Annotated in this window: 29 protein-coding genes; 14 read left to right on the forward strand and 15 right to left on the reverse strand. The window is 70.8% G+C overall.

Annotation, left to right across the window (positions count from 1 at the left end):
- Positions 1 to 77: 77 nt before the first annotated feature.
- From ACFWYS_RS18420 to rsmI, 7 genes are all read right to left on the reverse strand, one after another.
- The gene (locus tag ACFWYS_RS18420; RefSeq protein ID WP_384769481.1) at positions 78 to 857 is read right to left on the reverse strand and encodes an MHYT domain-containing protein; all 780 of its coding nucleotides are present in this window, start codon (positions 855 to 857) and stop codon (positions 78 to 80) included.
- Positions 858 to 1061: 204 nt separating this feature from the next.
- On the reverse strand, positions 1062 to 1976 hold the full coding sequence (locus ACFWYS_RS18425) for a 4-(cytidine 5'-diphospho)-2-C-methyl-D-erythritol kinase (protein WP_384769484.1): 915 nt from the start codon (positions 1974 to 1976) through the stop codon (positions 1062 to 1064).
- The gene (gene rsmA / locus ACFWYS_RS18430) at positions 1977 to 2867 is read right to left on the reverse strand and encodes a 16S rRNA (adenine(1518)-N(6)/adenine(1519)-N(6))-dimethyltransferase RsmA (RefSeq protein ID WP_384769487.1); all 891 of its coding nucleotides are present in this window, start codon (positions 2865 to 2867) and stop codon (positions 1977 to 1979) included.
- A 46-nt stretch (positions 2868 to 2913) separates the two neighbouring features.
- Positions 2914 to 4374, reverse strand: a complete 1461-nt coding sequence (locus ACFWYS_RS18435) for a ubiquitin-like domain-containing protein (RefSeq protein WP_384769490.1) — start codon at positions 4372 to 4374, stop codon at positions 2914 to 2916.
- Positions 4375 to 4515: 141 nt separating this feature from the next.
- The gene (locus ACFWYS_RS18440) at positions 4516 to 5397 is read right to left on the reverse strand and encodes a TatD family hydrolase (protein WP_384769493.1); all 882 of its coding nucleotides are present in this window, start codon (positions 5395 to 5397) and stop codon (positions 4516 to 4518) included.
- A gap of 69 nt (positions 5398 to 5466) precedes the next feature.
- Complete coding sequence (locus ACFWYS_RS18445) at positions 5467 to 5874, reverse strand: hypothetical protein (RefSeq protein ID WP_384769496.1); 408 nt, start codon at positions 5872 to 5874, stop codon at positions 5467 to 5469.
- A gap of 190 nt (positions 5875 to 6064) precedes the next feature.
- Positions 6065 to 6913 carry a 16S rRNA (cytidine(1402)-2'-O)-methyltransferase gene (gene rsmI, locus ACFWYS_RS18450; protein ID WP_384769498.1) on the reverse strand — a complete coding sequence of 283 codons (849 nt, stop codon included), beginning with the start codon at positions 6911 to 6913 and terminating at the stop codon, positions 6065 to 6067.
- 62 nt (positions 6914 to 6975) lie between these two features.
- Between rsmI and ACFWYS_RS18455 the strand changes: the two genes are divergently transcribed.
- From ACFWYS_RS18455 to ACFWYS_RS18475, 5 genes are all read left to right on the forward strand, one after another.
- The gene (locus tag ACFWYS_RS18455; RefSeq protein WP_384769501.1) at positions 6976 to 8718 is read left to right on the forward strand and encodes a dolichyl-phosphate-mannose--protein mannosyltransferase; all 1743 of its coding nucleotides are present in this window, start codon (positions 6976 to 6978) and stop codon (positions 8716 to 8718) included.
- A 39-nt stretch (positions 8719 to 8757) separates the two neighbouring features.
- Positions 8758 to 8979, forward strand: a complete 222-nt coding sequence (locus ACFWYS_RS18460; RefSeq protein WP_384769504.1) for a hypothetical protein — start codon at positions 8758 to 8760, stop codon at positions 8977 to 8979.
- 164 nt (positions 8980 to 9143) lie between these two features.
- Positions 9144 to 10784: a penicillin-binding transpeptidase domain-containing protein gene (locus ACFWYS_RS18465; protein ID WP_384769507.1), complete on the forward strand. Its 1641-nt coding sequence runs from the start codon at positions 9144 to 9146 to the stop codon at positions 10782 to 10784.
- A 103-nt stretch (positions 10785 to 10887) separates the two neighbouring features.
- On the forward strand, positions 10888 to 12570 hold the full coding sequence (locus tag ACFWYS_RS18470) for a penicillin-binding transpeptidase domain-containing protein (RefSeq protein WP_384769509.1): 1683 nt from the start codon (positions 10888 to 10890) through the stop codon (positions 12568 to 12570).
- A 202-nt stretch (positions 12571 to 12772) separates the two neighbouring features.
- Positions 12773 to 13090, forward strand: a complete 318-nt coding sequence (locus ACFWYS_RS18475) for a hypothetical protein (protein ID WP_384769512.1) — start codon at positions 12773 to 12775, stop codon at positions 13088 to 13090.
- Here ACFWYS_RS18475 and ACFWYS_RS18480 read toward each other — a convergent pair.
- Positions 13087 to 13449, reverse strand: a complete 363-nt coding sequence (locus ACFWYS_RS18480) for an SsgA family sporulation/cell division regulator (RefSeq protein WP_384769515.1) — start codon at positions 13447 to 13449, stop codon at positions 13087 to 13089. The two genes, ACFWYS_RS18475 and ACFWYS_RS18480, sit on opposite strands and share 4 nt — an antisense overlap.
- A 169-nt stretch (positions 13450 to 13618) precedes the next feature.
- On the opposite strand from ACFWYS_RS18480, the gene ACFWYS_RS18485 reads away from it, so the two are divergent.
- The 6 genes from ACFWYS_RS18485 to ACFWYS_RS18510 all read left to right on the forward strand — a co-directional run bounded on the left by ACFWYS_RS18485 (position 13619) and on the right by ACFWYS_RS18510 (position 18453).
- Positions 13619 to 14683 carry an energy-coupling factor ABC transporter permease gene (locus ACFWYS_RS18485; RefSeq protein ID WP_384769518.1) on the forward strand — a complete coding sequence of 355 codons (1065 nt, stop codon included), beginning with the start codon at positions 13619 to 13621 and terminating at the stop codon, positions 14681 to 14683.
- A 1-nt stretch (position 14684) separates the two neighbouring features.
- On the forward strand, positions 14685 to 15446 hold the full coding sequence (gene cbiQ / locus ACFWYS_RS18490) for a cobalt ECF transporter T component CbiQ (RefSeq protein ID WP_384769520.1): 762 nt from the start codon (positions 14685 to 14687) through the stop codon (positions 15444 to 15446).
- Entirely contained in the window at positions 15434 to 16192 is a 759-nt protein-coding gene (locus tag ACFWYS_RS18495) for an energy-coupling factor ABC transporter ATP-binding protein (protein ID WP_384769523.1), read from the forward strand. Before cbiQ ends, ACFWYS_RS18495 begins: the two co-directional genes overlap by 13 nt.
- Positions 16189 to 16659 carry a MarR family winged helix-turn-helix transcriptional regulator gene (locus tag ACFWYS_RS18500; protein ID WP_384769526.1) on the forward strand — a complete coding sequence of 157 codons (471 nt, stop codon included), beginning with the start codon at positions 16189 to 16191 and terminating at the stop codon, positions 16657 to 16659. The genes ACFWYS_RS18495 and ACFWYS_RS18500 overlap by 4 nt, the downstream gene beginning before the upstream one ends.
- A 132-nt stretch (positions 16660 to 16791) precedes the next feature.
- Positions 16792 to 17259, forward strand: coding sequence for an organic hydroperoxide resistance protein (locus tag ACFWYS_RS18505; protein ID WP_384769529.1), 468 nt, complete (start codon positions 16792 to 16794; stop codon positions 17257 to 17259).
- Positions 17260 to 17295: 36 nt separating this feature from the next.
- Complete coding sequence (locus tag ACFWYS_RS18510) at positions 17296 to 18453, forward strand: serine hydrolase domain-containing protein (protein ID WP_384769532.1); 1158 nt, start codon at positions 17296 to 17298, stop codon at positions 18451 to 18453.
- Positions 18454 to 18476: 23 nt separating this feature from the next.
- On the opposite strand, the gene ACFWYS_RS18515 is transcribed toward ACFWYS_RS18510, so the two are convergent.
- Positions 18477 to 18752 carry a DUF1876 domain-containing protein gene (locus tag ACFWYS_RS18515; RefSeq protein ID WP_384769534.1) on the reverse strand — a complete coding sequence of 92 codons (276 nt, stop codon included), beginning with the start codon at positions 18750 to 18752 and terminating at the stop codon, positions 18477 to 18479.
- Positions 18753 to 18986: 234 nt separating this feature from the next.
- Here ACFWYS_RS18515 and ACFWYS_RS18520 point away from each other — a divergent pair, with 234 nt between their 5' ends.
- The 3 genes from ACFWYS_RS18520 to ACFWYS_RS18530 all read left to right on the forward strand — a co-directional run bounded on the left by ACFWYS_RS18520 (position 18987) and on the right by ACFWYS_RS18530 (position 22057).
- A complete protein-coding gene (locus tag ACFWYS_RS18520) occupies positions 18987 to 20525 on the forward strand; it encodes a metallophosphoesterase (protein ID WP_384769537.1) in 1539 nt (512 codons plus the stop codon).
- 19 nt (positions 20526 to 20544) lie between these two features.
- Entirely contained in the window at positions 20545 to 21261 is a 717-nt protein-coding gene (locus tag ACFWYS_RS18525; RefSeq protein ID WP_384769540.1) for a class I SAM-dependent methyltransferase, read from the forward strand.
- 268 nt (positions 21262 to 21529) lie between these two features.
- Complete coding sequence (locus ACFWYS_RS18530; RefSeq protein WP_384769658.1) at positions 21530 to 22057, forward strand: DUF1062 domain-containing protein; 528 nt, start codon at positions 21530 to 21532, stop codon at positions 22055 to 22057.
- Positions 22058 to 22127: 70 nt separating this feature from the next.
- On the opposite strand, the gene ACFWYS_RS18535 is transcribed toward ACFWYS_RS18530, so the two are convergent.
- The 6 genes from ACFWYS_RS18535 to ACFWYS_RS18560 form a co-directional block, all read right to left on the reverse strand.
- Complete coding sequence (locus ACFWYS_RS18535; protein WP_384769543.1) at positions 22128 to 22406, reverse strand: hypothetical protein; 279 nt, start codon at positions 22404 to 22406, stop codon at positions 22128 to 22130.
- A 1-nt stretch (position 22407) separates the two neighbouring features.
- A complete protein-coding gene (locus tag ACFWYS_RS18540; RefSeq protein WP_384769546.1) occupies positions 22408 to 23556 on the reverse strand; it encodes a hypothetical protein in 1149 nt (382 codons plus the stop codon).
- 18 nt (positions 23557 to 23574) lie between these two features.
- Positions 23575 to 23985 carry a hypothetical protein gene (locus tag ACFWYS_RS18545; protein ID WP_384769549.1) on the reverse strand — a complete coding sequence of 137 codons (411 nt, stop codon included), beginning with the start codon at positions 23983 to 23985 and terminating at the stop codon, positions 23575 to 23577.
- A 175-nt stretch (positions 23986 to 24160) separates the two neighbouring features.
- Positions 24161 to 25006 (reverse strand): EamA family transporter, encoded by an 846-nt coding sequence (locus tag ACFWYS_RS18550; protein ID WP_384769552.1) that lies wholly within the window; start codon positions 25004 to 25006, stop codon positions 24161 to 24163.
- On the reverse strand, positions 25003 to 25527 hold the full coding sequence (locus tag ACFWYS_RS18555; RefSeq protein ID WP_384769555.1) for a YbaK/EbsC family protein: 525 nt from the start codon (positions 25525 to 25527) through the stop codon (positions 25003 to 25005). Before ACFWYS_RS18555 ends, ACFWYS_RS18550 begins: the two co-directional genes overlap by 4 nt.
- 193 nt (positions 25528 to 25720) lie before the next feature.
- The gene (locus ACFWYS_RS18560) at positions 25721 to 26089 is read right to left on the reverse strand and encodes a VOC family protein (protein ID WP_384769557.1); all 369 of its coding nucleotides are present in this window, start codon (positions 26087 to 26089) and stop codon (positions 25721 to 25723) included.
- Between the last annotated feature and the right edge of the window lie 6 nt (positions 26090 to 26095).

Genomic DNA, 26095 nt, shown 5'->3' on the forward strand with positions numbered 1-26095 from the left:
GGGGACCTCGTTCGACCTGGGGCGGGGGAAGGCCAGGGGAAGCCGAAGGGGCTGGGGCCAAAGGGGATTGGCGGCCGTCAGGCCGTGGTGAGTTCGACCTCGCGCAGCAGTTGCGCAGCGGCGGCCGACTCGTGGCGCCTGCCGGTCGGGGACAGGGCGACGTACGCGGCGGCGAGGAAGAGGAACGAGCCGAGCAGCACGGCCAGCGGGAAGATGAACTCCGTGGCGGTGGCGCCTGGTAGGGCCGCGCTGCTGGGCGCGAGGGAGATGTGCACGGCGTACATCGCGGTGTAGTGCATGCTGCTGACGGCCAGCCCCATGACGAGCGCGGCCACGGCGGCGAGCGCCGGTCCCCGCACGATGAGCGTGAGCGTCAGCGCGGCGGTCGCGGCGACGACGGCGATCGCGACCGAGGCGATGACGAGCATCGGGTCGTAGTCGACCGCGCCGTGCAGGTTGAGCGCGGCCATGCCGGTGTAGTGCATGGCGGCGACACCGAGGCCGGTGCCGAGGCCGCCGAGGATGACGGAGGTGACCCGCGAGCGGCCGTATCCGGCGGTGAAGACGCCCGCCGCGACCACGGCGACGGCCATCAGCAGGCTCAGGGCGGTGATCGGGACGTCGAAGCGGATCGGGGTGCCGTCGACGCTGAAGCCCATCATCGCGATGAAGTGCATGGTCCAGATGCCGGAACCGATGGCGAGGGAAGCGAGCAGCAGCCAGTTCCGCTTGGAGGAGCCGTCCGCTTCGAGTGCCCGGACGGTACAGCGCAGTCCGAGGGCGGAGCCGACGCAGGCCATCGCGTAGGACAGGACGGGGGTGACCCACCCGGCGCTGAAGTGGTCCATGTGTCCCATGGGAACTCCTAGGAGGTACCACCGGTAACGGAGGACCGGGGACGGCCGATCATGTCAGCCGTTCCCATGGGACCAAGTGGCGTGAAAGGGACCCCGGGGACGATTGTCTAACAATCAACTACCGTGAAGTAGCTAACACTTGCCCTTCATCATCCATGCAGGTCAAGAGGTTGTACTCGACCTCGTGGAGATGTTGTGCCGCCTTTATGCAGACGGCGCGGGCAGCACGGTGGCGCCCAGTGCGGGCCCGGAAGCCGTACGGACCACCCGGCAGGTGCCCGACGACCGTAGGGATTCGGCCACCTTCTCCGCCGCCTCCGGATCCCGGGCGAGGAACGCCGTCGTCGGACCCGAGCCGGAGACCAGTGCCGTGAGGGCGCCTGCCGCGAGGCCCGCGGCGAGGGTGTCGGCGAGTTCCGGGAAGAGGGAGAGGGCAGCGGGCTGGAGGTCGTTGGAGACGGCGGCGGCGAGCGCGTCGGGGTCGCCCTTGGCGAGGGCGTCGAGCAGCGGCTGCGACGCGACGGGCTCGGGGATGTCGAGGCCTTCGCCGAGCCGGTCGAACTCACGGAAGACGGCCGGGGTGGACAGCCCGCGGTCGGCCATCGCGAAGACCCAGTGGAAGGTGCCGCCCACGTCGAGCGGGCGGAGCTTCTCGCCCCGTCCGGTGCCGAGGGCCGCGCCGCCGACCAGGCTGAACGGCACGTCGCTGCCCAACTCGGCGCAGATGTCGAGCAGTTCCTCGCGGGAGGCGCCCGTGCCCCACAGCGCGTCGCACGCGAGCAGCGCGCCCGCGCCGTCCGCGCTGCCGCCCGCCATGCCGCCGGCGACCGGGATGTCCTTGGCGATGTGGATGTGGACGGCCGGATCGAGACCGCGGCGCTCGGCGAGGACGATCGCCGCCCGCGCGGCCAGGTTCGTACGGTCGAGGGGGACCTGGTCGGCGTCCGGCCCCTCGCAGGTGATCCGGAGTTCGTCGGCCGGGGTCACGGTGACCTCGTCGTACAGGCCGACGGCGAGGAAGACGTTGGCCAGGTCGTGGAACCCGTCGGGGCGGGCGGCGCCCACCGCGAGCTGGACGTTGACCTTGGCGGGGACGCGGACGGCGACGCTCGCGCTCACTTACTCGGACTCCTCGGACTGGGCGGCAGCGGGCTGCTTGTTCTCGGCGATGGCGGCGAACTCCTCGACCGTCAGGGCCTCTCCGCGGGCCTGTGGCGAGACGCCGGCCGCGACCAGTGCCGCCTCGGCGGCCGCCGCCGAACCCGCCCAGCCGGCGAGGGCGGCGCGCAGCGTCTTGCGGCGCTGGGCGAAGGCCGCGTCGACGACGGCGAAGACCTCGCGCCTGGTGGCCGTGGTCCTGATCGGCTCGGTGCGCCGGGTCAGCGCCACCAGGCCGCTGTCGACGTTCGGCGCGGGCCAGAAGACATTGCGGCCGATGGCACCGGCCCGCTTGACCTCGGCGTACCAGTTGGCCTTCACGGACGGCACGCCGTACACCTTCGAGCCGGGTGCGGCGGCCAGGCGGTCGGCGACCTCCGACTGCACCATGACGAGGGTGCGTTCGATGCTCGGGAAAGTGGCGAGCATGTGCAGCAGGACCGGGACGGCCACGTTGTAGGGGAGGTTGGCGACCAGCGCGGTGGGCGGCGGGCCGGGGAGCTCGGCGACCTGCATCGCGTCGGAGTGCACCAGCGCGAAACGGTCGGCGCGCTCCGGCATGCGGGCCGCGATGGTGGCGGGGAGCGCGGCGGCCAGTACGTCGTCGATCTCGACGGCGGTGACGCGGTCGGCGACCTCCAGCAGGGCGAGGGTGAGGGAGCCGAGTCCCGGGCCCACCTCCACGACCACGTCGTCGGGGCGGACCTCCGCGGTGCGGACGATACGGCGGACGGTGTTCGCGTCGATCACGAAGTTCTGGCCGCGCTGCTTGGTGGGACGCACACCGAGGGCGGTCGCCAGCTCTCGGACGTCGGCGGGGCTCAGAAGGGCGTCGGGGGTGGGGCTGCTCACCCGACAAGGGTACGGGGCGCTGCCGCCGTGGCCTGCGGAGAGGGAGTCACCTGTGCAGCCGCCCCCCGCAGTGCGGCCAGGGACTGGCCCCCTGGCGGACGTAGAGCTTCTTCGCCCGCATCGTCTGCTCGGCCGCCGGGGCGTCCTGCGGCTGTCCCTGGCCGCCGAGGCTGTGCCAGGTCTGGGTGTCGAACTGGTAGAGGCCGCCGTACGTCCCCGACGAGTCCACCGCGTCCGGCTGCCCCCCGGACTCGCACGCGGCAAGGCCGTCCCAGTTCAGCTGGCCCGCGCCGCTGACGGACGTCGGCAGGGGCTTCGTCCCGACCTTCACCACCTGGGTCTGCGGCTCCCGCACCACCTCGGACTTCATGCGCCGCGGCTTCTGCTTCACGCCGTTGACCATGCGCAGGGAGTAGGTGACCCGGCGCAGCCCCGCCTGCCCGGCCCGTTCGACGACCTCCGTGCCCTTGAAGACAGCGGGATCGTCGATGCGTTCCACGGCGAACGGGATCGCCTCGTCGCGGATCTCCTTGCGGCCGGTGATCCGCAGCACGGTGACCGTCTGTCCGTCGCGCGGGAAGCTGTCCAGCGCGACGGAGGTGGTGTCCTGCCCGCGCAGGGTGACGCCCGCCTGCTCCACGGCGTCTCGCACGGTCGCCGCGTTGGTGCGGATGGTGCGGGCCCGGCCGTCCGCCATCACCGTCACCGCCCGCTCGGTGCGCACGACCAGCGCGAGCCCCTCACGCCCGATGCGCCGGGAGCGCGCCGCCGACAGATACGCACCCTGCGCCCGCACCCCGAGCTGGGTGAGCGCCTCCTCCACGGTGTCCGCCGTGGTCCACACCTCGCGCCGCTGGCCGTCGATGGTGAGCCGCACGGGGCGCCCGTAGTGCACGGCGACCTCGTCACCGTTGGTGATCCCGGCGTCGCGAGCGGGCGCCACCATGTCGTGCGTGCCCACGTCGACGCCCTCGTCGTCGAGCAGTTCGGTGACGTCGTCCGCGAAGGTGTGCAGGCTGCGCGACTTGCCGTCGACGTTCAGCTCGACCGCCTTGTCCTTGGCGACGAAGGCGCTGGTCCCGCCCGCGAGGAACGCCACGACCAGCGCCTGCGGGACGAGCCGGCGCATGGACCCGTCGGCACGCTCGGCGGCACGCGCCTTGCGCCGGTGCGCGGCCCGGCCCCGCCGGGGACGCGGGACGGTCGGGAGCGTCTCCTCGGCGTCCTCGTACGCGGGCCGGTACGGGTCCTCGTACGCCCCGTACACCTCACGCGTCTCATGTGCCTCACGGGTTTCACGTGCCTCGTAAGCACCGTGCGTCCCGTGCGCTCCGTGCGTCCCCTGCATCTGGTACCCGGGTGTGTACGTGTCCGTACCCGTACGCGTCCCGTACGCCCCCTGTACCCCGTACGCCAGCGTCTGAGCGCCGTACGGGTCGAAGCCGCCGTACCCCGGGGGCTCGTGGGCCGGGGCGGGGCCATACGTCTCGAACTGTGCGTTGCTCACGACGACACGCTCCCGCGGAGGAGTCCGATTGGGGCCCCCAGAACCTAGCGGAGGGGTGGTTACTCTCCAAAGCGACTCGACTACGCACAGTTGTCATCGGGTCCGGCGCAAACCCGTGCGAGCGTTACCCGGCGTTATCTGTCAGTAGCCGAAGGCATGTGCCGTGTTCGAGCCGAGGGCCGCCGCCAGCACGTCCTCTTCGATCCCCCGTACGGCCGCCATCGCGCGCACCGTGATCGGAATGAGATACGGGGCGTTGGGCCGTCCGCGGTACGGGGCCGGTGTGAGGAAGGGCGCGTCGGTCTCCACCAGGAGCAGCTCCAGCGGGGCCACCGCCACGGCGTCCCGCAGGTTCTGGGCGTTCTTGAAGGTGACGTTGCCCGCGAAGGACATGTAGTAGCCGGCGCGGGCGCACACCTCGGCCATCTCGGCGTCGCCGGAGTAGCAGTGGAAGACGGTGCGCTCGGGCGCGCCCTCCTCCTTCAGCACCCGCAGCACGTCCGCGTGGGCCTCGCGGTCATGGATGACCAGGGCCTTGCCGTGCCGCTTGGCGATCTCGATGTGGGCGCGGAAGGACGCCTCCTGCGCCTCCTTGCCCTCGGGCCCGGTGCGGAAGTAGTCGAGGCCGGTCTCGCCGACGCCCTTGACCTGCGGAAGCGCCGCCAGTCGGTCGATCTCCGCGAGCGCCTCGTCGAGCGCGGGCGCACCACCCGGCTCACGCGCCCCCTGCCGCGACCAGCCGTCCGGGTCCCCGTGCACGATGCGCGGCGCCTCGTTGGGATGCAGCGCGACGGTCGCGTGCACGGCGTCGTACGCCGCCGCCGTCTCGGCCGCCCACTGCGAGCCGCGTACGTCGCAGCCCACCTGCACGACCGTCGTCACCCCCACCGACGCCGCCTTCGCCAGGCCCTCCTCGACCGTGCCGGACTGCATGTCCAGGTGGGTGTGGGAGTCGGCGACCGGCACCCGGAGCGGATGCGGGAGGGGCGGGGCGGCGTGCTTGTCGGCGGCGTTCGAAGGCATGCCCCGATCCTACGAAAGAGGCATGCCTTTCCCGGCCGGGCCCCGGGCCTCCCGGCCCGTGCGCTCGGCTCAGCTCGCCTTGCGGTGGAAGACGTGCAGGAGATCGGACAGATGCCAGTGGTGGTGCGACTCGTCCGCGGACTCCGATCCCGACTCCGCCTTCGGGTCCGCCTGCCGCGGGACCGGCCGGTGCGGGTGCAGGGAGTTCTGTACGGAGGACACCTGCCCGGCCCGCATGATGCGTACGACGTGGTTGTCACAGTTCTCGCACGTGGGCCGGCTCAGCGGCGACGGCACGACCTGGCCGTCCGCGACGTACATCACGAACTCGTGGCCGTCACCGTCAATGTGGTGCTCTATCTCGTACGACTGCTCCCAGCCGTGCCCGCATCGCATGCAGGCGAAGGAATACGACTCGTGGACGACGGCGGTCGCGGCGCTGCGAAGGCCCGTGGTCTGCTGTGCGATCTCGCTCATGCCAGCTCCTGTGGTCCGCTGGTGGAACGGGTTGCGTCCCTCGGTCCAGTGGACTCCTCTGCGGGAGCGAACGCACGCCATCTGTCCAGTATTGGCGGCGACTTGGACGTTCCTTGCCGAAAGGCCCGGGTCCCTTTACCCCCGCATGGGGCGCGTGCTCAGCCGAGATACGCCCTGCTCACACGGCGTGTCACGCCCCGGCGTTCTTCGCCGCCACGACCGCGTCGAAGACCTCCCGCTTGGGCACTCCCGCCTCCACCGCAACGGCCGCGATGGCCTCCTTGCGCCGCTCACCCGCCTCTTCCCGCACGCGAACCCGCCGCACCAGCTCCTCGGCGCCGACCTCCTCGGCCCCCTTCTCGGGCGCCCCCTCGACCACGACGGTGATCTCCCCGCGCACGCCCTGCGCCGCCCACTCCGCGAGCTCCCCGAGCCCGCCCCGTCTGACCTCCTCGTACGTCTTGGTCAGCTCCCGGCACACGGCGGCCCGCCGCTCGGCGCCGAACACCTCGGCCATCGCGGCGAGGGTGTCGTCGAGCCGGTGCGGTGCCTCGAAGTAGACGAGCGTGCGCCGCTCCTCGGCGACCTCCCTGAGCCGCGACAGCCGCTCGCCCGCCTTGCGCGGCAGGAACCCCTCGAAGCAGAACCGGTCGACGGGCAGCCCGGACAGCGCCAGCGCGGTGAGCACGGCGGACGGCCCCGGTACGGCGGTGACCCGGATGTCCTTCTCCACGGCCGCCGCGACCAGCCGGTACCCGGGGTCGGACACGGACGGCATCCCCGCGTCGGTCACCAGCAGCACCCGCGAGCCCTCCAGGAGGGCCTCGACCAGTTCGGGCGTACGGGCCGACTCGTTGCCCTCGAAGTACGACACGACCCGGCCGGCGGGCTGCACGCCCAGCGCCTGGGTGAGGCGCTTGAGCCGCCGGGTGTCCTCGGCGGCGATCACGTCCGCACCGGCGAGTTCCTCGACCAGCCGGGGCGGGGCGTCCTTGACGTCGCCGATGGGGGTGCCTGCCAAAACAAGGGTTCCTGTCACGTTTCCATCCTCGCAGGGCCCATCCGCGGGACTCCCACAGACGTGTTCCCTACGATGGCGCGGTGACCAGTACCGCGTCCTCCATGGACACCCGGCAGGGCCAGGCACCGCACGAGCAGCGGCCGTCGTGGCAGCAGCGGCTGCGCCGCTTCGGCTACTCGGCGGCGCCCAGAAGCGATGTGCGCGACCGGCTCGTGCCGCCGTACGTCCAGCCCAGCCCGCGGATGTGGCAGTTCCTGGGCGTCTCGCGCCCGCTCGCCGAGCGGATCGCGCGCTGGTCGGCCTGGGGCGGTCCGCTGCTGGTGACGCTGCTGGCCGGGGTACTGCGGTTCTGGCATCTCGGCAGCCCGCGGAAGGTGATATTCGACGAGACGTACTACGCCAAGGACGCGTGGGCGATCGTCCACCGCGGCTTCGAGGTCGGCTGGGACAAGAACGCCAACGACCTGGTCCTGAAGCTGGGCGACCAGGTGCAGCTGCCGACGGACGCGGCGTATGTCGTGCATCCGCCGGTCGGCAAGTACGTCATCGGGCTCGGCGAGCTGATGTTCGGGTTCAACCCGTTCGGCTGGCGGTTCATGACGGCGCTGCTGGGCACGCTGGCCGTGCTGATGCTGTGCCGCATCGGGCGCCGTATCTTCCGCTCGACCTTCCTCGGCTGTCTCGCGGGCACGCTGATGGCGGTCGACGGGCTGGCCTTCGTGATGGCGCGCACCTCGCTGCTGGACGGGGTGCTGATGTTCTTCGTGCTGGCGGCGTTCGGCTGTCTGGTCCTCGACCGGGACCGGGCGCGCGCGAGACTCGCCGCCGCGCTGCCGGTCGACGCCGACGGCCGGGTCCGCCCCGACGCGCACATCGCGGAGACCCTGGGCCTGGGCTGGCGCCCGTACCGCTGGCTGGCCGGTCTGATGCTGGGCCTGGCCATCGGCACCAAGTGGAACGGCCTGTACTTCCTGGCCGCGTTCGGCCTGATGACGGTCCTCTGGGATGTCGGCGCGCGCCGGGTGGCGGGCGCCCGCTACCCCCTGACGGCGGTGCTCAAGCACGACCTGGGCCTGGCCTTCCTGGCGACGGTCCCGGTGGCGATCCTCACCTACATCGTGTCCTGGACCGGCTGGATCCTCTCCCCCACGGACGGCACCGGCGGCTACTACCGCGACTGGGCGAGCGCGAACGGCCGCACCAGCAGCTGGTCGTGGCTGTTCCCCGACTGGTGGCTCAGCCTGTGGCACTACGAGCACCAGGTGTACGAGTTCCACGTCGGCCTGTCGTCGCCGCACACCTACCAGTCCAACCCGTGGAGCTGGATCGTCGACGGCCGCCCCGTCTCCTACTTCTACGAGTCCCCGCTGCCCGGCAAGGACGGCTGCCCGGCCGACGCGGGCGAGAAGTGCGCCCGTGAGGTCCTGGCGATCGGCACCCCGCTCCTGTGGTGGGTGGCCGCCTTCGCCGTCCTCTACATCCTCTGGCGCTGGCTCTTCCGCCGCGACTGGCGCGCCGGCGCCATCGCCTGCGGCGTGGTGGCCGGCTACCTCCCCTGGTTCCTCTACCAGGAACGCACGATCTTCTTCTTCTACGCCATCGTCTTCCTCCCCTTCCTCTGTCTGGCCGTGGCCATGCTCCTCGGCGCGATCATCGGCCCCCCGAACTCCGGTGACACCCGCCGCGTGGTGGGCGCGACGGGCGCGGGCGTCCTGGTCCTGCTGATCGCCTGGAACTTCATCTACTTCTGGCCGATCTACACGGGCACCGCGATCCCGGTCGACGACTGGCGGTCGAGGATGTGGCTGGACACCTGGGTCTAACGTGCGTAACAGGGGGAGTCGATGGTCGTTCACCAGGTCATGAACGTAACGAAACGGACAATTGCTGTCATCGCGCTCGCCGGGGCAGCCCTCGTCTCGACCTCCGCGGTCGCGACGGCCGACACCGCCGACCCGCAACCCCAGAAGGCCATGTACCTGGTGTACCCGTACCCGGGTCCCTACGCGCCGGGCATCGTGCCCTTCGCGGCCGCCGTTCCCACGACCGCCCTCCTCGGAGTCAATCCCTTCCGCGTCCTCTGAGGACCGCCACCCCGAGCGCCGCAGCCGGCCCGACCGGCCGACTGCGGCGCTCAGTCATATCCGTCACATCCGGCCGTCGCCACGGAACTGGCCAACAAAACAAAACCCTCCCACGGGTATCCCGAACCCCACTTACAGTGCGGTTGACGAACGGGGAGGGGACCATGGCCAAGGGGGTCAAGGCCGCCGTCATAGGTGGCGTGTTCGCGGTGATGGTGGGTGGTGCCGGGTACGGCGCCTACAACATCATGTCGGCGTTGAACGGCGGTGGGGCGACGGGGGCCGGAGGGGCGTCGGTGCGGTCCGGGCCGCTGAGCGGGGACGAGGTCGAGGAGGCCGCGGCCAAGTTCTTCACGGCGTGGGAGAAGGGGGACGCGGCGCGCGCGGCGTCGTACACCAACAATGACGCGGCCGCCCAGGCGGTGCTGAAGTCCTTCGGCGAGGAGGCACACATCACCGGCGTGCGGATCACGCCCGGCGACGGGAGGGGGGCCACGGTTCCCTTCAGCGTGAGCGCGAAGGTGTCGTACGACGGGAAGTCCAAGGCCCTGGCCTACAAGAGCGAGCTCAAGGTGGTGCGCGGGATCACCAGCGGGCGGGCCCTCGTCGACTGGCGGCCGACCGTGATCCACCCTCGGCTGAAGAAGGACGACACACTCGTCACCGGCGAGGCGGCGAACCCGCCCATCGAGGCCCTCGACCGCGACGGCACCGTGCTGACGAAGGAGAAGTACCCCTCCCTCGGCCCGGTCCTGGACACCCTGCGCGGCAGATACGGCGACAAGGCGGACGGCAGGCCCGGCATCGAGCTGGCGATCCGGCACGCCGACGACTCGCCGGACACCTCGCTGCTCACCCTGACCAAGGGCAGGCCCGGCAAGCTGGAGACGACGCTCAGCGCGAGCGTGCAGGCGGCTGCCGAGAAGGCGGTCAGGAAGTACACCGACTCCTCGGTGGTGGCCCTCCAGCCGAGCACCGGCGAGGTGCTGGCCGTGGCGAACCACCGCAACGACGCCTTCAACGCGGCCTTCGAGGGCAAGGTCGCCCCCGGCTCCACGATGAAGATCATCACCGCGGCGATGCTCATCGACAACGGCGTGACCACGATGAACGGCCCGGCGCCCTGTCCGAACACCGCCATGTGGCAGGGCCAGACCTTCAAGAACCTCAAGGGCCTGGAGCCCGACGAGACCGCGAACGCCACGCTCGCCGCCGGCTTCATGCGCTCCTGCAACAGCGCCTTCATCAAGCTCGTCGACGAGGAGCCGCTCACGGACGCCTCCCTGAAGGACGAGGCCGAGGTGCGGTTCGGGCTGCGCGGGGACAACTGGAAGACCGGCATCAGCTCCTTCGACGGCCGCATCCCCGCCTCCACCGGCCCCGACCGCGCGGCCAACGCCATCGGCCAGGGCCAGGTCCAGATGAACCCGCTGACCATGGCGTCGGTCACGGCCACCGCGATGACCGGCGAGTTCCGGCAGCCGTACCTCATCTCGCCCGAACTCGACGGCCGTCCGCTCGCCACCGCCGAGGGGCTGCGGGCGAGCACCGCCGCCCAGCTGAAGCAGATGATGCGGCTGACCGCGACCGCGCCGCAGGGCACCGCGGTGAACGTCATGTCCGGGCTCGGCGGCGACATCGGTGCCAAGACCGGTTCCGCCGAGGTCGACGGCAAGGCCACCTCTGACAGCTGGTTCACGGGTTTCCGTGATGATGTGGCCGCCGCGGCGATGACCCAGCAGGGCGGCCACGGCGGCGACGCGGCCGGGCCGATTGTCGCAGCCGTGCTACGAGCGTCCGGCTGAACTTATCCCTCGCGGCACGGGACTCTAGGGTGGTCGTCGTCGTTGGTATGCGTGAGGTCGGCGGGGCGGCGGGGGCCCCTGAATACGCGAGGGAACGAAAGCAGTGGGCAACAGAAGACGCGTCGCCGAGCGACGGAAGACCAACCCCGCCGTACTGGGCGGCATGATCGCCGTGGTCGTCGGTGGCGCCGGGTTCGGCGCCTACGCGCTGTTCGGCGGTGGTGCCGCCGCCGACAGCCGTACGCAGTCGACGTCGGCGAGCAGCGACGACAAGGCGAACTCGGTCAAGACCGGCCCGCTGTCGGCCAAGGAGGTCACCTCCGCGGCCGAGACGTTCCTCACGGCCTGGCAGCAGGGCAAGGTGACCGAGGCGGCCGCCGCCACCGACGACACCGCCGCGGCCCAGGCCCTGCTGACCGGCTACACCAAGGACGCCCACATCGAGGACGTCACCCTCACCCAGGGCACCCGCACCGGCGACAAGGTCCCCTTCTCCGTGAAGGGCACGGTGTCGTACAACGGCACCAGCAAGCCGTTGGCGTACGACAGCGCGCTCACCGTCGTCCGGCGCGCCGAGGACGGCAAGCCGCTGGTCCAGTGGCACTCCGCGATCGTCCACCCCGACCTGAAGGACGGCGACACCCTGGTCACCGGCGAGTCCGGCACCCCGCCGGTCAAGGCGCTGGACCGGGACGGCGGCGAACTGACCGAGAAGGAGTACGCCTCGCTGGGCTCGGTCCTGGACGGGCTGCGGGAGAAGTACGGCGAGAAGGCCGGCGGCAAGGCGGGCATCGAGCTCCAGGTCGTCCGGGGCAAGGAGTCCAAGAAGGCCGAGCTGGCCGACAAGACGCTGCTGGAGCTGAGCAAGGGCACGCCGGGCACGGTGAAGACGACGCTGAGCCCGGCGCTGCAGGCCGCCGCCGAGAAGCAGGTGGCCGCGAAGCCGAAGGCGTCGGTGGTGGTGATGCGTCCGTCGACCGGCGAGATCCTGGCCGTCGCCAACTCCTCGCACGGCTTCAACACCGCCTTCCAGGGCTCCCTGGCCCCCGGCTCCACGATGAAGGTCATCAGCTCCTCGCTGCTGATCGAGGAGGGCCTCGCGTCGGCGGACAAGGAGCACCCCTGCCCGAAGTACTTCACGTACGGCCACTGGAAGTTCCAGAACGACGACAAGTTCGAGATCAAGAACGGCACCTTCAAGGCGAGCTTCGCCCGCTCCTGCAACACGGCCTTCATCAGCCAGGCCGGCGAGCTGGACAACGACAGCCTGACCAAGGAGGCCCAGCAGGTCTTCGGCCTCTCCCTGAACAACTGGTCCGTCGGCGTCTCCACCTTCGACGGCGCCGTCCCGGTCCAGTCCCAGGCCCAGATGGCGGCCTCGCTCATCGGCCAGGGCGGGGTGCGGATGAACCCGCTGAACATGGCGTCGGTGTCGGCGACGATCAGGACGGGCACCTTCAAGCAGCCCTATCTGGTGTCCCCCACGGTCGACAACCGCACCCTCGCCACCGCTTCCCGCACCATGTCGGCGTCCGCGCTGTCGCAGATGCGTGAGCTGATGGCCTACACGGCGGCCTACGGCACGGCGGCCGAGGCGATGTCCGGGGTCACCGGTGACGTCGGTGCGAAGACCGGCTCGGCGGAGGTCGACGGCCAGAAGAAGCCGAACGGCTGGTTCACCGCGTACCGGGGCGACCTGGCCGCGGCGGGCGTGGTCCAGCAGGGCGGCCACGGCGGCGACACGGCGGGCCCGATCGTGGCGGCGCTGCTGAAGCTGGGGGCGTGAGACGGCGCCGGCGCCCACAGAGGTGGTGAGCCGGCGTTCGAGGTGCCCCGAGCAGGCGACTGCGAGGGGCTCTCACCACCGGATCAGTCCATGAGGTGGTTTGATCGTCCGCTCATTGACCGGGTTCGGCAGTCCACCGATCGTGGGGCGAGCGGAGGCGACAGACCGGTCGCCTCGGGCAGATCTCATCAAGGGGGACATCATGGCGGCCGACTTCAACGCGGGCCGGACCTGGACGCTCTTCCAGAGCAACGGGGTCGATGTGAAGCTCAACCTGACCCAGAACGGCGACGGACTGCTCTTCGGGTCCGCCACGTCGAGCGCCGGTCCGGTCGGGACGCTGGACAACGGCGCGGCGGTCACCGGCGAGGACATCTTCTTCGTCATCACCTGGTCGGACGGCAAGCGGGGCCGTTACCAGGGCCGCCGGGGCGCGGACCACAAGCTGTCCGGCGACACCTTCAACGTGTTCAATCCGGGCGACCACTCCACCTGGGCCACCCAGGAGACGTTCGACTAGCGGGCCACGGGCTGGGCCGCCGCGAGGTAGGTGCGGCGCAGAAACCTCATCAGCGCCTTCGACTCGAACTGCACCACCGACACTCCCTGCGCCGAGTGGAACTCCACGACGGCCTGCACTCTCCCGCACGGCCAGACCCGTATCTCGCCGCTCTCTGCCGGAGCCCGCAGTCCCTGCTCCAGCAGGGAGCGCGAGAACGTCCACTCATGGGCCTCACGCCCGGGCAGCCGCACCCGCACCGAGCGCGGATCGGTGTCGGGGTCGTACCGCAGGACCACCGGTACGGCGTCCTGCTCCTCGGTCAGGATGTCCGCGTCCGTGACGATGTGGGCTTTCGCGTACTGCTCGACTACAGACATCGGACGGCCCCTTACCCTGCGTGACCTGTGCGGAAGCTGTGCCTTCGCTCCCCCTCCAATGTCGCATATCTTCCTGATTGCGCCCCATTGGGCGGGCTTATATCGCATGTGCGATACACAAGCTCCTCGCTCTTGCAAGTAGTTCGCATTAAGCCACTATCATCGAACGGTGCACGTACCTGACGGATTCATTGACGCCCCCACCTCGGTCGCGACCGGGGTGGTCGCCGCCGCCGCCGTCGCCGTGAGCCTGCGCGGCGCGCGCCGTGAGCTGGACGAGCGGACCGCGCCGCTGGCCGGTCTGGTGGCCGCGTTCATCTTCGCGGTGCAGATGCTGAACTTCCCCGTGGCGGCCGGCACCAGCGGCCATCTGCTGGGCGGCGCACTCGCGGCGATCCTGGTCGGCCCGTACACGGGGGTGCTGTGCGTCTCCGTGGTCCTGCTCATGCAGGGCATCCTCTTCGCGGACGGCGGCCTGACCGCGCTCGGCGTGAACATCACCTGCATGGGCATCGTGACGGTGGTCGTGGCGTACGGCCTGTTCCGCGGCCTGGTCAAGGTCCTGCCGCGGACCCGCCGCTCGGTGACCGCCGCGTCCTTCGTCGCCGCCCTCGTCTCCGTCCCGGCCGCGGCGCTCGTCTTCACGGCGCTCTACGCCGTCGGCGGCACCACCGACGTCTCCATCGGCAAGGTCGCCACCGCCATGGTCGGCGTGCACCTCCTGATCGGCCTCGGCGAGGCCGCGATCACCGCGCTGACCGTCGGCGCCGTCATCGCCGTACGCCCGGACCTGGTCTACGGCGCCCGCGATCTGCGCCAACGCCTGAAGCTGCGGGTCAACGGCGAGCTGGTCGACGCCCCCGCCGCCGAGCCGGCCGTCCCGGTCGCCGCCCGCTCCCCGCGCAGGATCTGGGCCGTCGGCCTGGTCACCTCCCTGCTGCTCGCCGGGTTCGTCAGCTTCTACGCCTCCGCCAACCCCGACGGCCTGGAGAAGGTCGCCGCCGACAACGGCATCGACGAGAAGACCGAGGACCACGCGTCCGCCGACTCCCCGCTCGCCGACTACGGCGTCAAGGACATCGCGGACGCCCGGCTGTCCGGGGGGCTGGCGGGCGTCATCGGCGTCGGGGTGACCGTGGCCGCGGGCACCGGCGTCTTCTGGGCGGTGCGCAGGCGCCGTACGACCGGGCCGGCCGGCGCGTCCGACGCCCCGACCGCGGGCACGAGCGCCTGACATGGGCGCGGGGCACGCGCACCGGCTCTACCGGCACGGGCACTCGCCCGTGCACGCCCTGCCGCCGCACACCAAGCTCGCGGCGGTCTTCGCGTTCGTGGTGGTCGTGGTGTCGACGCCGCGGGCGGCGATGTGGGCGTTCGGCCTGTACGCCGTACTGCTCGGGCTCGTCGCGTACGCCGCCCGGGTGCCCGCCGGGTTCCTGCTGAAGCGGCTGCTGATCGAGGTGCCGTTCGTCGCGTTCGCGGTTCTGATGCCGTTCGTGGCGGAGGGCGAGCGGGTCGAGGTCCTGGGCATGTCGCTGAGCGTCAGCGGACTGTGGGGCGCCTGGAACGTGCTGGCCAAGGGCACCCTCGGCGTCGCCGCCTCCATGCTGCTGGCCGCCACCACCGAGCTGCGCGAACTGCTCCTCGGCCTGCAGCGGTTGAAGCTGCCGCCGCTGCTCGTGCAGATCGCGTCGTTCATGATCCGGTACGGCGATGTCATCACCGACGAGATGCGGCGGATGCGCATCGCCCGCGAGTCGCGCGGCTTCGAGGCGAAGGGCATCCGGCACTGGGGCGTGCTCGGGAAGTCGGCGGGCGCGCTGTTCATCCGGTCCTACGAGCGCGGCGAGCGGGTGCATCTGGCCATGGTCAGCCGCGGCTACACCGGTTCGATGCCGGTGATCGACGAGGTGACCGCGTCCCGGGCGCAGTGGTCGTACGCCCTCGCGCTCCCCTTCGCCGCCCTTGTCGTCTGTCTGCTGGGATGGATGCTGTGACAGCTTCTCTTGAGGTCTCGGGCCTCGCCTTCGCCTACCCCGACGGCCACCAGGCCCTGTTCGGCGTGGACTTCTCCATCGCGCGCGGCGAGCGGGTCGCGCTGCTCGGGCCGAACGGCGCCGGCAAGACGACCCTCGTTCTGCACCTCAACGGCATCCTGGCCGGCGGCACGGGCACGGTGAAGGTCGCCGGGCTGCCCGTCGGAAGGCAGCACATGGCGGAGATCCGGCGCCGGGTCGGGATCGTGTTCCAGGACCCGGACGACCAGCTGTTCATGCCGACCGTCCGCGAGGACGTGGCGTTCGGGCCGGCCGCGGCCGGGCTGAAGGGGCCGGAGCTGGAGGAGCGGGTCGACCGGGCGCTGGAGCGGGTCGGCATGGCGGAGTTCAAGGACCGTCCGCCGCACCACCTCTCCTTCGGCCAGCGGCGCCGGGTAGCCGTCGCGACGGTGCTGGCGATGGAGCCGGAGATCCTCGTCCTGGACGAGCCGTCCTCCAACCTGGACCCGGCCTCCCGCCGTGAACTGGCCGACATCCTGCGCTCGTTGGACGTGACGGTGCTCATGGTCACGCACGACCTGCCCTACGCCCTCGAACTGTGCCCGCGTTCCCTCGTCCTCAGCGAGGGCGTGATCGCGGCGGACGGCAGGACCGGTGAGCTGCTCGCGGACGACGCGCTGATGAGCGCGCATCGGCTGGAGCTGCCGTTCGGCTTCGATCCGCGGTCCGTGACAATGGGCGCGTGACGAACGAGAAGCCCGCGGACGAGGTCGCCTCGCTGCTGCTCGACGAGCAGCTGTGCTTCGCGCTGTACGCCGCCCAGCGCGCGGTGACGGGCGCCTACCGCCCGCTTCTCGACGAACTCGGGCTCACCTACCCCCAGTACCTTGTCCTGCTGGTCCTCTGGGAGCGCGGCGAGACGACGGTGAAGGAGCTGGCGACCGCCCTGCGCCTCGACTACGGCACCGTCTCCCCGCTGCTGAAACGGCTGGAGGCGGCGGGGCTGGTGCGGCGGGAGCGGTCGGCGCGGGACGAGCGGTCGGTGCTCGTCGCGGTCACCGGACAGGGCGAACTGCTGCGGGAGCGCGCGGAGTGCGTACCGGGCACGCTGCTCGCGGAGGCCGGGCTGAGCGGCCCGGAGGTGGAACGGCTGCGCAAGGAGCTGTGGCAGCTGGCGGAGAAGGCGACGGCGATCGCCGACCGCAACCGCTGATCTCGGGTAACCCACAGTTACTACCCCCTGGCAACAATTCCCTTCCTACCAGTCAGTACCTTGTGCACGATGCACTTGTGCGCAACACGCGGCGGAGCCGCATATTGATACAGCTCTGGGGGAGGGCCAGCCATGACCGACAAGGACACCAAGACCGTCGAGGACACCGCCGTCGACACCCGGCCGACGAAGATCATGTACGTCGCCGAGGCCACCGCGCACGGCGGCCGGGACGGCTATGTCACCAGCCAGGACGGCCAGATCGACCTCAGGGTCGCGATGCCGCCGGAGCTGGGCGGCGACGGCAACGGCACCAACCCCGAGCAGCTCTTCGCGGCCGGCTACAGCTCCTGCTTCCACAACGCGCTGATCCTGGTCGGCAACCGCGAGGGCTACGACCTCACCGGGTCCACGGTCGCCGCGAAGGTCGGCATCGGCCCCAACAAGCACCGCGGCTACGGCCTCGCGGTCGCCCTCAGCGTCTCCCTGCCGGTCCTGGACGCGGGCCTCGCGGCCAAGCTGGTGGACGCGGCGCACGAGATCTGCCCGTACTCCAACGCGACCCGCGGGAACATCGACGTCACGATCCTGCTTGGGTAGAGGGGCACCCGAACGAGGCAGGATCAGGAGACGGACGTGGACGTGAACGGCACAGTGGCCGAGGGCTTCGAGCCGGTCAGGGAGGCGTTCGCGCGGAACTTCAGCGCACTCGGGGAGCGGGGCGCCGCCGTCGCCGTGTACCGCGACGGGCACAAGGTCGTCGACCTGTGGGCCGGGACGAAGGACATCGACGGCACGGAGCCGTGGCAGCACGGCACCGCGCAGGTCGTGCGCTCGGCGACCAAGGGCGTCGCCGCCGCCGTACCGCTCATCCTGTCCCAGCGCGGGGAACTGGACCTGGACGCGCCGGTCGGCGAGTACTGGCCGGAGTTCAAGGCGCACGGCAAGGAACGGCTGCTCGTCCGGCAGGTGCTGAACCATCGTGCCGGGCTGCCGGTGCTCGACCGTCCGCTCACGCCCGAGGAGGCGCTGGACCCGCACCGCGGTCCGGCGGCGGTGGCCGCGCAGGCGCCCGCCTGGGAGCCCGGCACCGACCACGGCTATCACGCGCTGACGTACGGCTGGATGCTCGACGAAATCGTGCGCCGGGTGACCGGACGCTGGGCCGGTGAATGGCTCGCGGCGGAGGTCACCGGGCCGCTCGGCGCCGATCTGTGGCTGGGGCTGCCCGAGTCGGAGGCGGGCCGGGTGGGCCGTACCGGACGGGTCGAGGGGCCCGAGCCGACGGGGGCGCTGCGGGCACGTCCGAAGCGTTCGGTCACCGAGGCCTACGAGGACCCTGACTCCCTCACACGGCGCGCCTTCGCCGCCATCACCCCGTTCCCCGACCAGAACGACCCGGCCTACCGCGCCGCCGCCCTCCCCGCGACGAACGGCATCGCGACGGCCGACGGTCTGGCCCGCGTCTACGCCGCGCTGATCGGCGAGGTCGACGGCGTACGGCTCTTCGACCCGGCGACGGTCGAACCGGCCCGCGCCGAGGAGTCGTCGGGCCCCGACCGCGTCCTGGTCGTCAACACCCGCTTCGGCCTCGGCTACATGCTCCACGGCACCGCGTCGCCGCTGCTGGGTCCCGGCTCCTTCGGCCACCCCGGGCGCGGCGGCGCCCTCGGCTTCGCCGACCCGGAGACGGGAATCGCGTTCGGCTATGTGACGAACGGCTTCCGCAAGACGGTGACGGCGGATCCGAGGGCGCAGGCGCTGGTACGTGCGGTGCGGGCGGCGGTGGCGTAACGCCCGGTGGGGTGACGCGCGGTTCAGACGTGGATCGGATGTGACGTGCGCCCGGACGCCGAGTCGATCTCGCCGTGCGCCTTGGTGAGCATCTGCATCGCCAGTTCGTTCAGCGCGCGGGCGGCAGCGATCTCCTCACCGACACGTGGCTGATTCGAGTCCGTGTGGTGCCGTGTGGCGTGCCCGTGGGCCCGTACCTCGCTGCCGTCGGGGAGACGCACCAGCGCGACCGCCCTGGTGTGCGTCTCGTCCTCCTGGAACTCCAGCTCGACATGCCATCCCACTGTGGTCTGCATCATGACGATCACCTCCGGAACCTTTGCTTCCAGGGTGCGCCCCGAAGGGCGCCGCGGACCAGTCAGAGGAGCAAAGACCCCAACTAGGGATCAGTGAGACTGGGCACACTCCCTTCGGTGACCGCCTTCTCCCTGCTTCCATGGAGATGTCGCGTTCCACGGAGATGTCGCGCACCGGACCTGGCCCCGCCGCCACCGTCACCTCCCCCGTTCACCGCACTGGGCCATATCGAGGACATGCGCTGCTGCTTCTCCGCTCACCTCCCCGCACTCGCGGCACTGTCGGCCTTCCCCGGCCCCTGCGAGGTGCTGCGCTCCGGTGCCCGCCTCGCCCCCGCCCTGCTGCGCTCCGCCTCCGTCGCCGTCCAGCGGGCCCGCACGCATCACCCCGACGACCTGGCCGCCGTCAATCTGGAGCTGGTCACCCTCACCGAGGACAGCGCCGTCATCACCTGGTACACCGGCATCCCCGGCACCGACGACGGCCTGGGCCACCCCCTCCCCGCGGTCACCGAGGGTGAGATCGTCTACGGCACCCACCCCTCCCGGCTCAACCGCGTCGCCTCCGAGGGCCGGCCCACCGCCCACCACCAGGTCGAACTCACCGGCCTGGAACCGGGGCAGACGTACTACTACCAGGCCCGCTCCCGGGGCATGGCCGCCACACCCACCCCGCTGCACCTGGTGCGCGGCAACGCGGTGGGCACCTCGACGTTCGGGTTCGGTTCGAAGGGCGGGCCGTACTCCTTCACCACCCCGCAGCCCCCGCCCGGCCGGCATCTGCTGTCGGTCGCGCTCTGCAACGACCTGCACCTCGGCGAGACCACCGCGGGCCTGATCGGCGGACTGCCCCTGCCGCGCGGCGTGGTCCAGCAGCCGGGCCGCGCACCCTACCCGGAGCTGATGAGCCGGGCCCTGGTCGCGGAGGCCCGGCGACGCGGGGCGGACGTCCTGCTGGCCGGGGGCGACATCTCGGCGGGCGGGTCGGCGCACGACCTGGGCGAGGCCCGGCGGATCCTGGACGGGTTCGGCACCCACGGGCAGGACTACTTCGTCGTACGCGGCAATCACGACCGCTCCCGCGGCGACGGCTCCCGGAACGGCGGCTCGGGGAACGACGGCTCCGGGGACAACGCCTTCCGCACCGCCTTCCCGGTCTGGGGCGGCGGGCCGGGATACTTCGCCCATGACCTCGGCGGGCTGCGGATCATGGGCCTCGACACCTACGACAAGTCGGGCAACGGCGCCGACGCGGGCGGGCTCGGACCCGAGCAACTGTCGTGGTTCCGGGGGCAGTTGAGCGAGGCACCGGACCAGCCGACCCTCGTCTTCGGCCACCATCCGCTGACCGTGCGGGACTCCGTGTTCCCGGTGACGCGCGGCCACTGCCTGGAGCGCCGTCAGGCCCGCGCCGTCGTCGACGCCTACGCCTCCGCGCCCGGTGTCTTCCTCCACCACGCGGGCCACACCCACCGCAACAAGCGCACCGTGCTGGTGCGCGCCCCGCACGTCGCCCAGCAGGAGGTGGCCGCCGCCAAGGAGTACCCGGGCGGTTTCACCCTGCTGCGCATCCACTCCGGCGGCTACGCCCTCAACCACTACAAGGCCGGTGATCCAGCGGCCCGGCAGTGGAGCGAGCGCAGCCGACGGGTCGCCGCCGGTCTGTGGCCGCACCACGCCCTGGGCCGTTCCGTCACCGACCGCAACAGCGTCACGGCGCACGACCTGTCCGGCGTCACCCGGCTGTCACTCAGCGCACAGAGCGCGCGACAGTGAGTATCCGTAGCATCGGAGCATGGCGACCCTCTGGGACCTCATGCAGGACTGCATCCCCGACGACCACGCCCGTCAGGTCACCTCGCGGTACTACGTCGACGAGGTGATGGGCGCCCGCGGCGCCCCCGGGCTGGTCGTCGACCTGGGCTGCGGCCGCGGCACCTCGGCCCGGCTGTTCCGCAGGCACGACCCGAAGGTGCGCTGGGTCGGGGTCGACATCCGGGACTCGCCGGAGGCCGGCCAGCGCACCCCGGGCGGTGACCCGGTGGTGCACTACGACGGCGTCCGCCTCCCGCTCGGCTCGGACTCGCTCCCCCTGGTCTACTCCCACCAGGTCTTCGAACACGTCGCCCGGCCACGCGAACTGCTGGCGGAGATCGCCCGGGTGCTGCAGCCCGGCGGCCGTTTCATCGGGTCGACGTCCCAGTTCGAGCCGTACCACTCCTTCAGCCTGTGGAACTACACGCCGTACGGCTTCCGGGTCCTGGTCGAGGAGGCGGGGCTCGCCCTGGAGGAGATCCGGCCCTCCCTCGACGGCGTCGCCCTGATCATGCGCAGCTATCTCGGCCGTCCGCCCGAGTACAGCCGCTACTGGGACGAGCAGTCCCCGCTGAACACCGAGATCGACCAGTGGGCGACCCGGAACGGCCGCCGCCGCACAGCCCTGGTGAACCTGCGCAAGCTGACCTACTGCGGCCAGTTCGCGTTCCGGGTGGCCAAGCCGGCGCTGTCCTGACCCTGGCGTTCCAAACCACCGGAAAACCAGTGGAGCAGCGCCGCGTGCGCCATTACCGTGCTGCCGGACCGAGTCGTCTGGGCAAGGACGTGCCGTTGTACACCGTGTGAGACCTCCCGAGAGCTGACCTGTCGCGCGTCGCGCATCTGCGCCGCGCTGCTTCTTGCTGCGGACTTCTCACTGAAACCGGTGTACTTCTGTGCTCAATTCCTGGGTGGAATCCTGCGTGGATTCCTGGGTGGATTCCTGCGTGGATCCCTGGGTGGTCATGCCCACCTGCCTGCCGACCGTCCTCCGCCGTTGCCACGCGTGCGCGGCGGAGCGCTTCCGGGCCAACGGAAAATTCCGTGTCAACGCGAACCACAAGCTCCTCGATGCCTGGCTCCTCGTGCTCTGCACGGCTTGCGGGGACACGGCGAAGCTCACGGTCTTCGAGCGGAGGAACGTGCGCTCCGTACGACCCGAGCTGCTGGACCGGATGCATGACAACGACCTCGGCCTGGCAGCCGAGTTGCTCCAGGATCCGGTCCTGCGGCGCCGTAATCGCATCGCCCTCGACTGGGCGGGCGCCTGGCGCCTCGACACCGGCGGCTCGGATCACCTGGACCGCGAGGTGATCGACATATCGGTCCGCTTCGCGGCGCGGATCCCCGTCCGGCCGGTGCGGCTGATAGCCGACGGTTGCGGTCTTTCACGGGCCGAGACCGACAGACTGATCGCGGAGGGCAGACTCGTCTCGGCGGTCCGGCTGAACGGCAGGCTCTCCGGCGACTTCACCTTCACGCTCAAGCGCTGAGCCCTCCGCGGGACCAGGGGTCTGGGGCCTGTGACCTGTGGCCTGTCCGGCGAGACCCGCCGGACAGGCCCTAGAACAACGCCTCAAGCCCGCCGATCAGCGGCAGGGGGGCGAGCGCCAGGACCAGCGCCGCCACCGCCAGCCCCGGCCGGATGTCCCGCTTCCCGAGGAAACCCAACACCGCGGCGACGGGCGGCAGGACGCAGAACACCAGGAAGCTCCAGTGCCAGCCCTCCTCCTTCGTGAAGAAGAACATGAGGGCCAGATATGCGGGGAGGGCCGCCGCGGACATCATCCGGGCGCGGGAGAGGAACATCTCCAGGTTCTCGCCCGAGGAGGGGAAGGACATCTCAGGCGACCACTCGGTTGTCGTAGCCGGCGGAGCTGGCCTCGGGGAAGCCGTCGGCCGCCGAGAAGCCGTTGACCGCCGCGGACAGCACCGCCCCGAGCGTGGTGATGGCCATCATGGTCGCGTCGAACGCCTTCACCAGAGCGGCGAACCTGTCGATGATCATGACGGCCTGGGCCGCGGCCAGGGCGAACATCGCGGCGGACGCCACCTGTCCGCCGACCGGGATGGCGTTGACCGCGGTGGCCGCGGCCATGTTGGCCATCCAGATGATCGCCATGTCGGCGATGAAGACGACCCCGGACTTCAGGAGTTCGGCCAGCTGGAATACCTCCTGCGCCGCCGCGTGGTAGCACTGCCGCAGGGATTCGAAGGTCTCCTTGAAATCGGCGAGCTTCTTGCTGAACTCGTCGAAATAGACCTTCGCGGCGTCGTACGCATTGCCCTGCCAGGTCACACCGACATTCGTGGTGCCCTTTTTCAGGTTCGCGGCCACCGCGTCGCAGAAGGAGCCGAGATTCGACCAGACCTCGGCGCAGTCCTTGTACTTGGTCCAGTCACCCAGAATCCAGTTGTTGATCTCGCCGAAGATGTCGTAGCCGCAGAGCAGTTTCACCGCCTCCACGGCCACGGTCGACGGACTGCCCAGGTCCAGGACGGTGCCCAGGGTCTTCTGGACCGGGTTCATCACGTATTCGTCGGCGTGCCCCTGGCCGTACGCGATCAGAGGGTTGTCGCTGCCCCCGTCCGGCTTCTTCAGGGTGGCCGACGCGTCCTGCGCATCGGCGAAGTCGCTGCCGCTGCCGCTGCCGCCCCCGGAGGGTGCGCCCCCGCCGCCCTTGGAGCCCGGATAGGTGGCGTCCATCTTCGAGGCGGTCTCGGTGTCCGTCTCGCGGTAGTACTTGGCGGACTTGGACAGTTCCGACTGCGAGGAGTTGAGGACGCTCTGCGCCTTCCCCAGAGCCTTCTTGGCGGATTCCACGTACTCGTCGTGGCTCCCCGCGACCATGTCCCAGAGTGCTCCCCCGACCGCCTTGTCGATCTGCGTGTTGTTGCTCGCGTAGTCGACGGCCTTCGTGGCGCCGTCGGCGCCACGTGACACAAGCGAGGCGAACCCCTGGATCGCGTCCGGCTCTACTTCAAAACCCACAGTCGGCTCCTGCCCCCGTCAGTACAGTGACCAGCCCCGGCCCTCATGCCGGGACTTGTGGCCGGCGCCCTTTTCGGGCGTCGCGCGTCGTTCCTCGTCGATCTGCTCCTGCTCGGCCGCGATCGCCCGCCGGCCCTCAGCGGCCAGTTCCTCGCGCTCGGCCTCGGAGAGTGAGACCCACTTCTCCGTCATGGGGGCCGCCTGCTCGATCAGCTGGTCGGCGTACGCGGACACGTTCATCGCGTCCCGCAGACCGGACCGCCCGGAGAGGACCTCCTGGGCCATCTCCTTCAGAGCGTCACCGCCGTGTCCCGCGGCGAGGGTCTCCAGGGACTTGCGCAGCAGCCTCGCCTGCGCCGGGTCGCCCTGGGACATCTCCAGGAGTTCGGAGTCGTCGAACCGCTTTCCCGAATCCGGCTCCTCGGCCACATGTCCTCCCTCAGACAGATCACAGATGCCGACCATTTTGAATCTACGGTGCCTGGCGCAACACCTTCGATGCACTGGAATCACAGATCCGTCACAGGCCCCGCGCGTGACGGAATCGCGCTCCGAACCATACGGCAGACCCAAATTGGCCGATAATGCCCGGGTTTGGAGCTGCCTAGCCCGCGTGCAGCATCATGCCGATGCCCAGCACCAGCAGCGCCGCCGCCGCGATCCGGGGCGCCCCGAAGCGCTCCTTGAAGAAGACGGCCCCGATGGCGGCCCCCACGATGATCGAGGACTCCCGCAGCGCGGCGATCGGCGCCAGCTCCGCCTTCGTCTGTGCCCACAGGACCAGCGCGTACGCGGCGACGGACAGCGCGGCGCCGAGCAGACCGACGGCGGCGAACGGGCGCAGGGTGGCCACCGTACGGCCGCGCCGGCACCAGACGGCGTACGCCGGAACGGCCAGGCCCTCGACCACCATCAGCCAGGCGATGTAGCCGAGGGACGACCCCGAGGCCCGTACCCCCAGCCCGTCGATCACGGTGTACGCGGCGATGCTCAGCCCGGTCGCCAACGCCGCGCCGATCGCCGCCCAGTTGGGCCGGTGCCCGCGCAGACCCCACAGGGCGACCCCGGTGAGTCCCGCGCAGGACAGGGCGATTCCGGTGGCCGCCCACGCGTCGGGGACCTCGTGCGCGAACACGGCGGCGAACACGGCGACGACGAGTGGCGCGGTGCCGCGCGCGATGGGGTAGGCCAGCCCGAAGTCGCCCAGCCGGAAGGACTTCATGAGCAGCGCGTAGTAGACGACGTGGACGAGGGCCGACGCCATGAGATAGGGCCACGCCTCCGCCGCCGGGAACGCGGCGAAGGGGGCGAGGCCCGCGCCGATCAGCATCCCGCCGCCGGATATGAGCGTGAACGCCACCAGTTTGTCGGGGATCCGGTGGGCGATGGCGTTCCAGCTGGCATGTGTGACGGCCGCCAGCAGGACGGCGGCGGTGACCAGCGGGGTCACGAGGTCTGCGACTGCTCGCGCACGTCCACCAGGGTGGCGCCGGCATGGGCGACGAGGTCCTTGGGCGCCATCGGGAAGACGGCGTGCGGGTTGCCCGCGGCGGCCCATACGACCTCGTGCTCCAGCAGCGACCGGTCGGCGAGCACCCGCGTCTTCGTACGGTGCCCGAAGGGCGGCACGCCGCCGATGGCGTACCCCGTCGTCTCCCGTACGACGTCGGCCTTGGCCCGCGTGACCTTCTGGACGCCGAGTTCCTTGCGGACCAGCTCCAGGTCGACCCGCGAGGCCCCGTCCATCAGCACCAGCACCGGCACCCCGTCGGCCGCGAAGATCAGCGACTTGCAGATCTGGCTCAGCTCACACCCGATCGCCGCGGCCGCCTCACCGGCGGTACGGGTCGCGTCCGGGAACCGCCGGATCCGGTCATGGACCTCGCCGAGCCCCAGCTCTTCGAGGGCGGCGGCGAATCGGGGGTGGGCCCCGGAGCCCGTGCTGTCGGCGCTGCTGTCGCTGGTCGTCATGCACGGCACGCTAGCGGTGCGTGCACGGAGCAGGCGACCAGGTTTCAGCGCCGCAGCCGGTCGAAGCGGAACGGCGCCAGTACGTCGGGACGGCGGCCGGTGAGGACGTACTCGGTGAGCCGCGACCATGGCCCTCTACCTGGCCTGCATGGCGGATGCCCTCACTTCGTGAGGTGGGTGACGATGCGACTCGTCAGGCGCGGTCGTGGAGTGTGACCTGGTAGCCGTCGGGGTCGGCGAAGGTGAAGGTCCGGCCGAAGGGGCCGTCGATCGGTGCGGAGACGATGGTGTGCCCGTCGGCGACGAGCGCGTCATGGATGGCCTGGACGTCGGTGGCGTGGAGCCAGATCGCGGCACCGATGCCGGGCTGGGCGACGGATGCGAGGTCGGTGCCGGGAACGACGTCGCGGACCGCGAACGCGATCGGCTTCGTCTCGAAGACGACGGCGTGCGGAGGTCCGGCCGGCGAGCGGACGAGGCCCAGGTACTGCTCGTAGAACGCCTGCGAATCGGCGAGGTCGCGCACTTGGAGCGAGATGAAGTCGGGGCCGGTGGCGGGCATGATGAC

It is taken from the genome of Streptomyces sp. NPDC059010 (assembly GCF_042740355.1).
Taxonomy (GTDB): Bacteria; Actinomycetota; Actinomycetes; order Streptomycetales; family Streptomycetaceae; genus Streptomyces.

What these genes read in the sequence shown, in the direction of transcription:
- ACFWYS_RS18525 (WP_384769540.1), top strand. Translation starts at nt 20,545, where the DNA reads ATGGCGACCCTCTGGGACCTCATGCAGGACTGCATCCCCGACGACCAC.
- ACFWYS_RS18495 (WP_384769523.1), top strand. Translation starts at nt 15,434, where the DNA reads ATGGATGCTGTGACAGCTTCTCTTGAGGTCTCGGGCCTCGCCTTCGCC.
- ACFWYS_RS18535 (WP_384769543.1), bottom strand. Translation starts at nt 22,406, where the DNA reads ATGTCCTTCCCCTCCTCGGGCGAGAACCTGGAGATGTTCCTCTCCCGC.
- ACFWYS_RS18520 (WP_384769537.1), top strand. Translation starts at nt 18,987, where the DNA reads ATGCGCTGCTGCTTCTCCGCTCACCTCCCCGCACTCGCGGCACTGTCG.
- ACFWYS_RS18515 (WP_384769534.1), bottom strand. Translation starts at nt 18,752, where the DNA reads ATGATGCAGACCACAGTGGGATGGCATGTCGAGCTGGAGTTCCAGGAG.
- ACFWYS_RS18555 (WP_384769555.1), bottom strand. Translation starts at nt 25,527, where the DNA reads ATGACGACCAGCGACAGCAGCGCCGACAGCACGGGCTCCGGGGCCCAC.
- ACFWYS_RS18475 (WP_384769512.1), top strand. Translation starts at nt 12,773, where the DNA reads ATGGCGGCCGACTTCAACGCGGGCCGGACCTGGACGCTCTTCCAGAGC.
- ACFWYS_RS18460 (WP_384769504.1), top strand. Translation starts at nt 8,758, where the DNA reads ATGAACGTAACGAAACGGACAATTGCTGTCATCGCGCTCGCCGGGGCA.
- ACFWYS_RS18445 (WP_384769496.1), bottom strand. Translation starts at nt 5,874, where the DNA reads ATGAGCGAGATCGCACAGCAGACCACGGGCCTTCGCAGCGCCGCGACC.
- ACFWYS_RS18480 (WP_384769515.1), bottom strand. Translation starts at nt 13,449, where the DNA reads ATGTCTGTAGTCGAGCAGTACGCGAAAGCCCACATCGTCACGGACGCG.
- ACFWYS_RS18560 (WP_384769557.1), bottom strand. Translation starts at nt 26,089, where the DNA reads ATGCCCGCCACCGGCCCCGACTTCATCTCGCTCCAAGTGCGCGACCTC.
- ACFWYS_RS18505 (WP_384769529.1), top strand. Translation starts at nt 16,792, where the DNA reads ATGACCGACAAGGACACCAAGACCGTCGAGGACACCGCCGTCGACACC.
- ACFWYS_RS18465 (WP_384769507.1), top strand. Translation starts at nt 9,144, where the DNA reads ATGGCCAAGGGGGTCAAGGCCGCCGTCATAGGTGGCGTGTTCGCGGTG.
- ACFWYS_RS18440 (WP_384769493.1), bottom strand. Translation starts at nt 5,397, where the DNA reads ATGCCTTCGAACGCCGCCGACAAGCACGCCGCCCCGCCCCTCCCGCAT.
- ACFWYS_RS18420 (WP_384769481.1), bottom strand. Translation starts at nt 857, where the DNA reads ATGGGACACATGGACCACTTCAGCGCCGGGTGGGTCACCCCCGTCCTG.
- cbiQ (WP_384769520.1), top strand. Translation starts at nt 14,685, where the DNA reads ATGGGCGCGGGGCACGCGCACCGGCTCTACCGGCACGGGCACTCGCCC.
- ACFWYS_RS18530 (WP_384769658.1), top strand. Translation starts at nt 21,530, where the DNA reads ATGCCCACCTGCCTGCCGACCGTCCTCCGCCGTTGCCACGCGTGCGCG.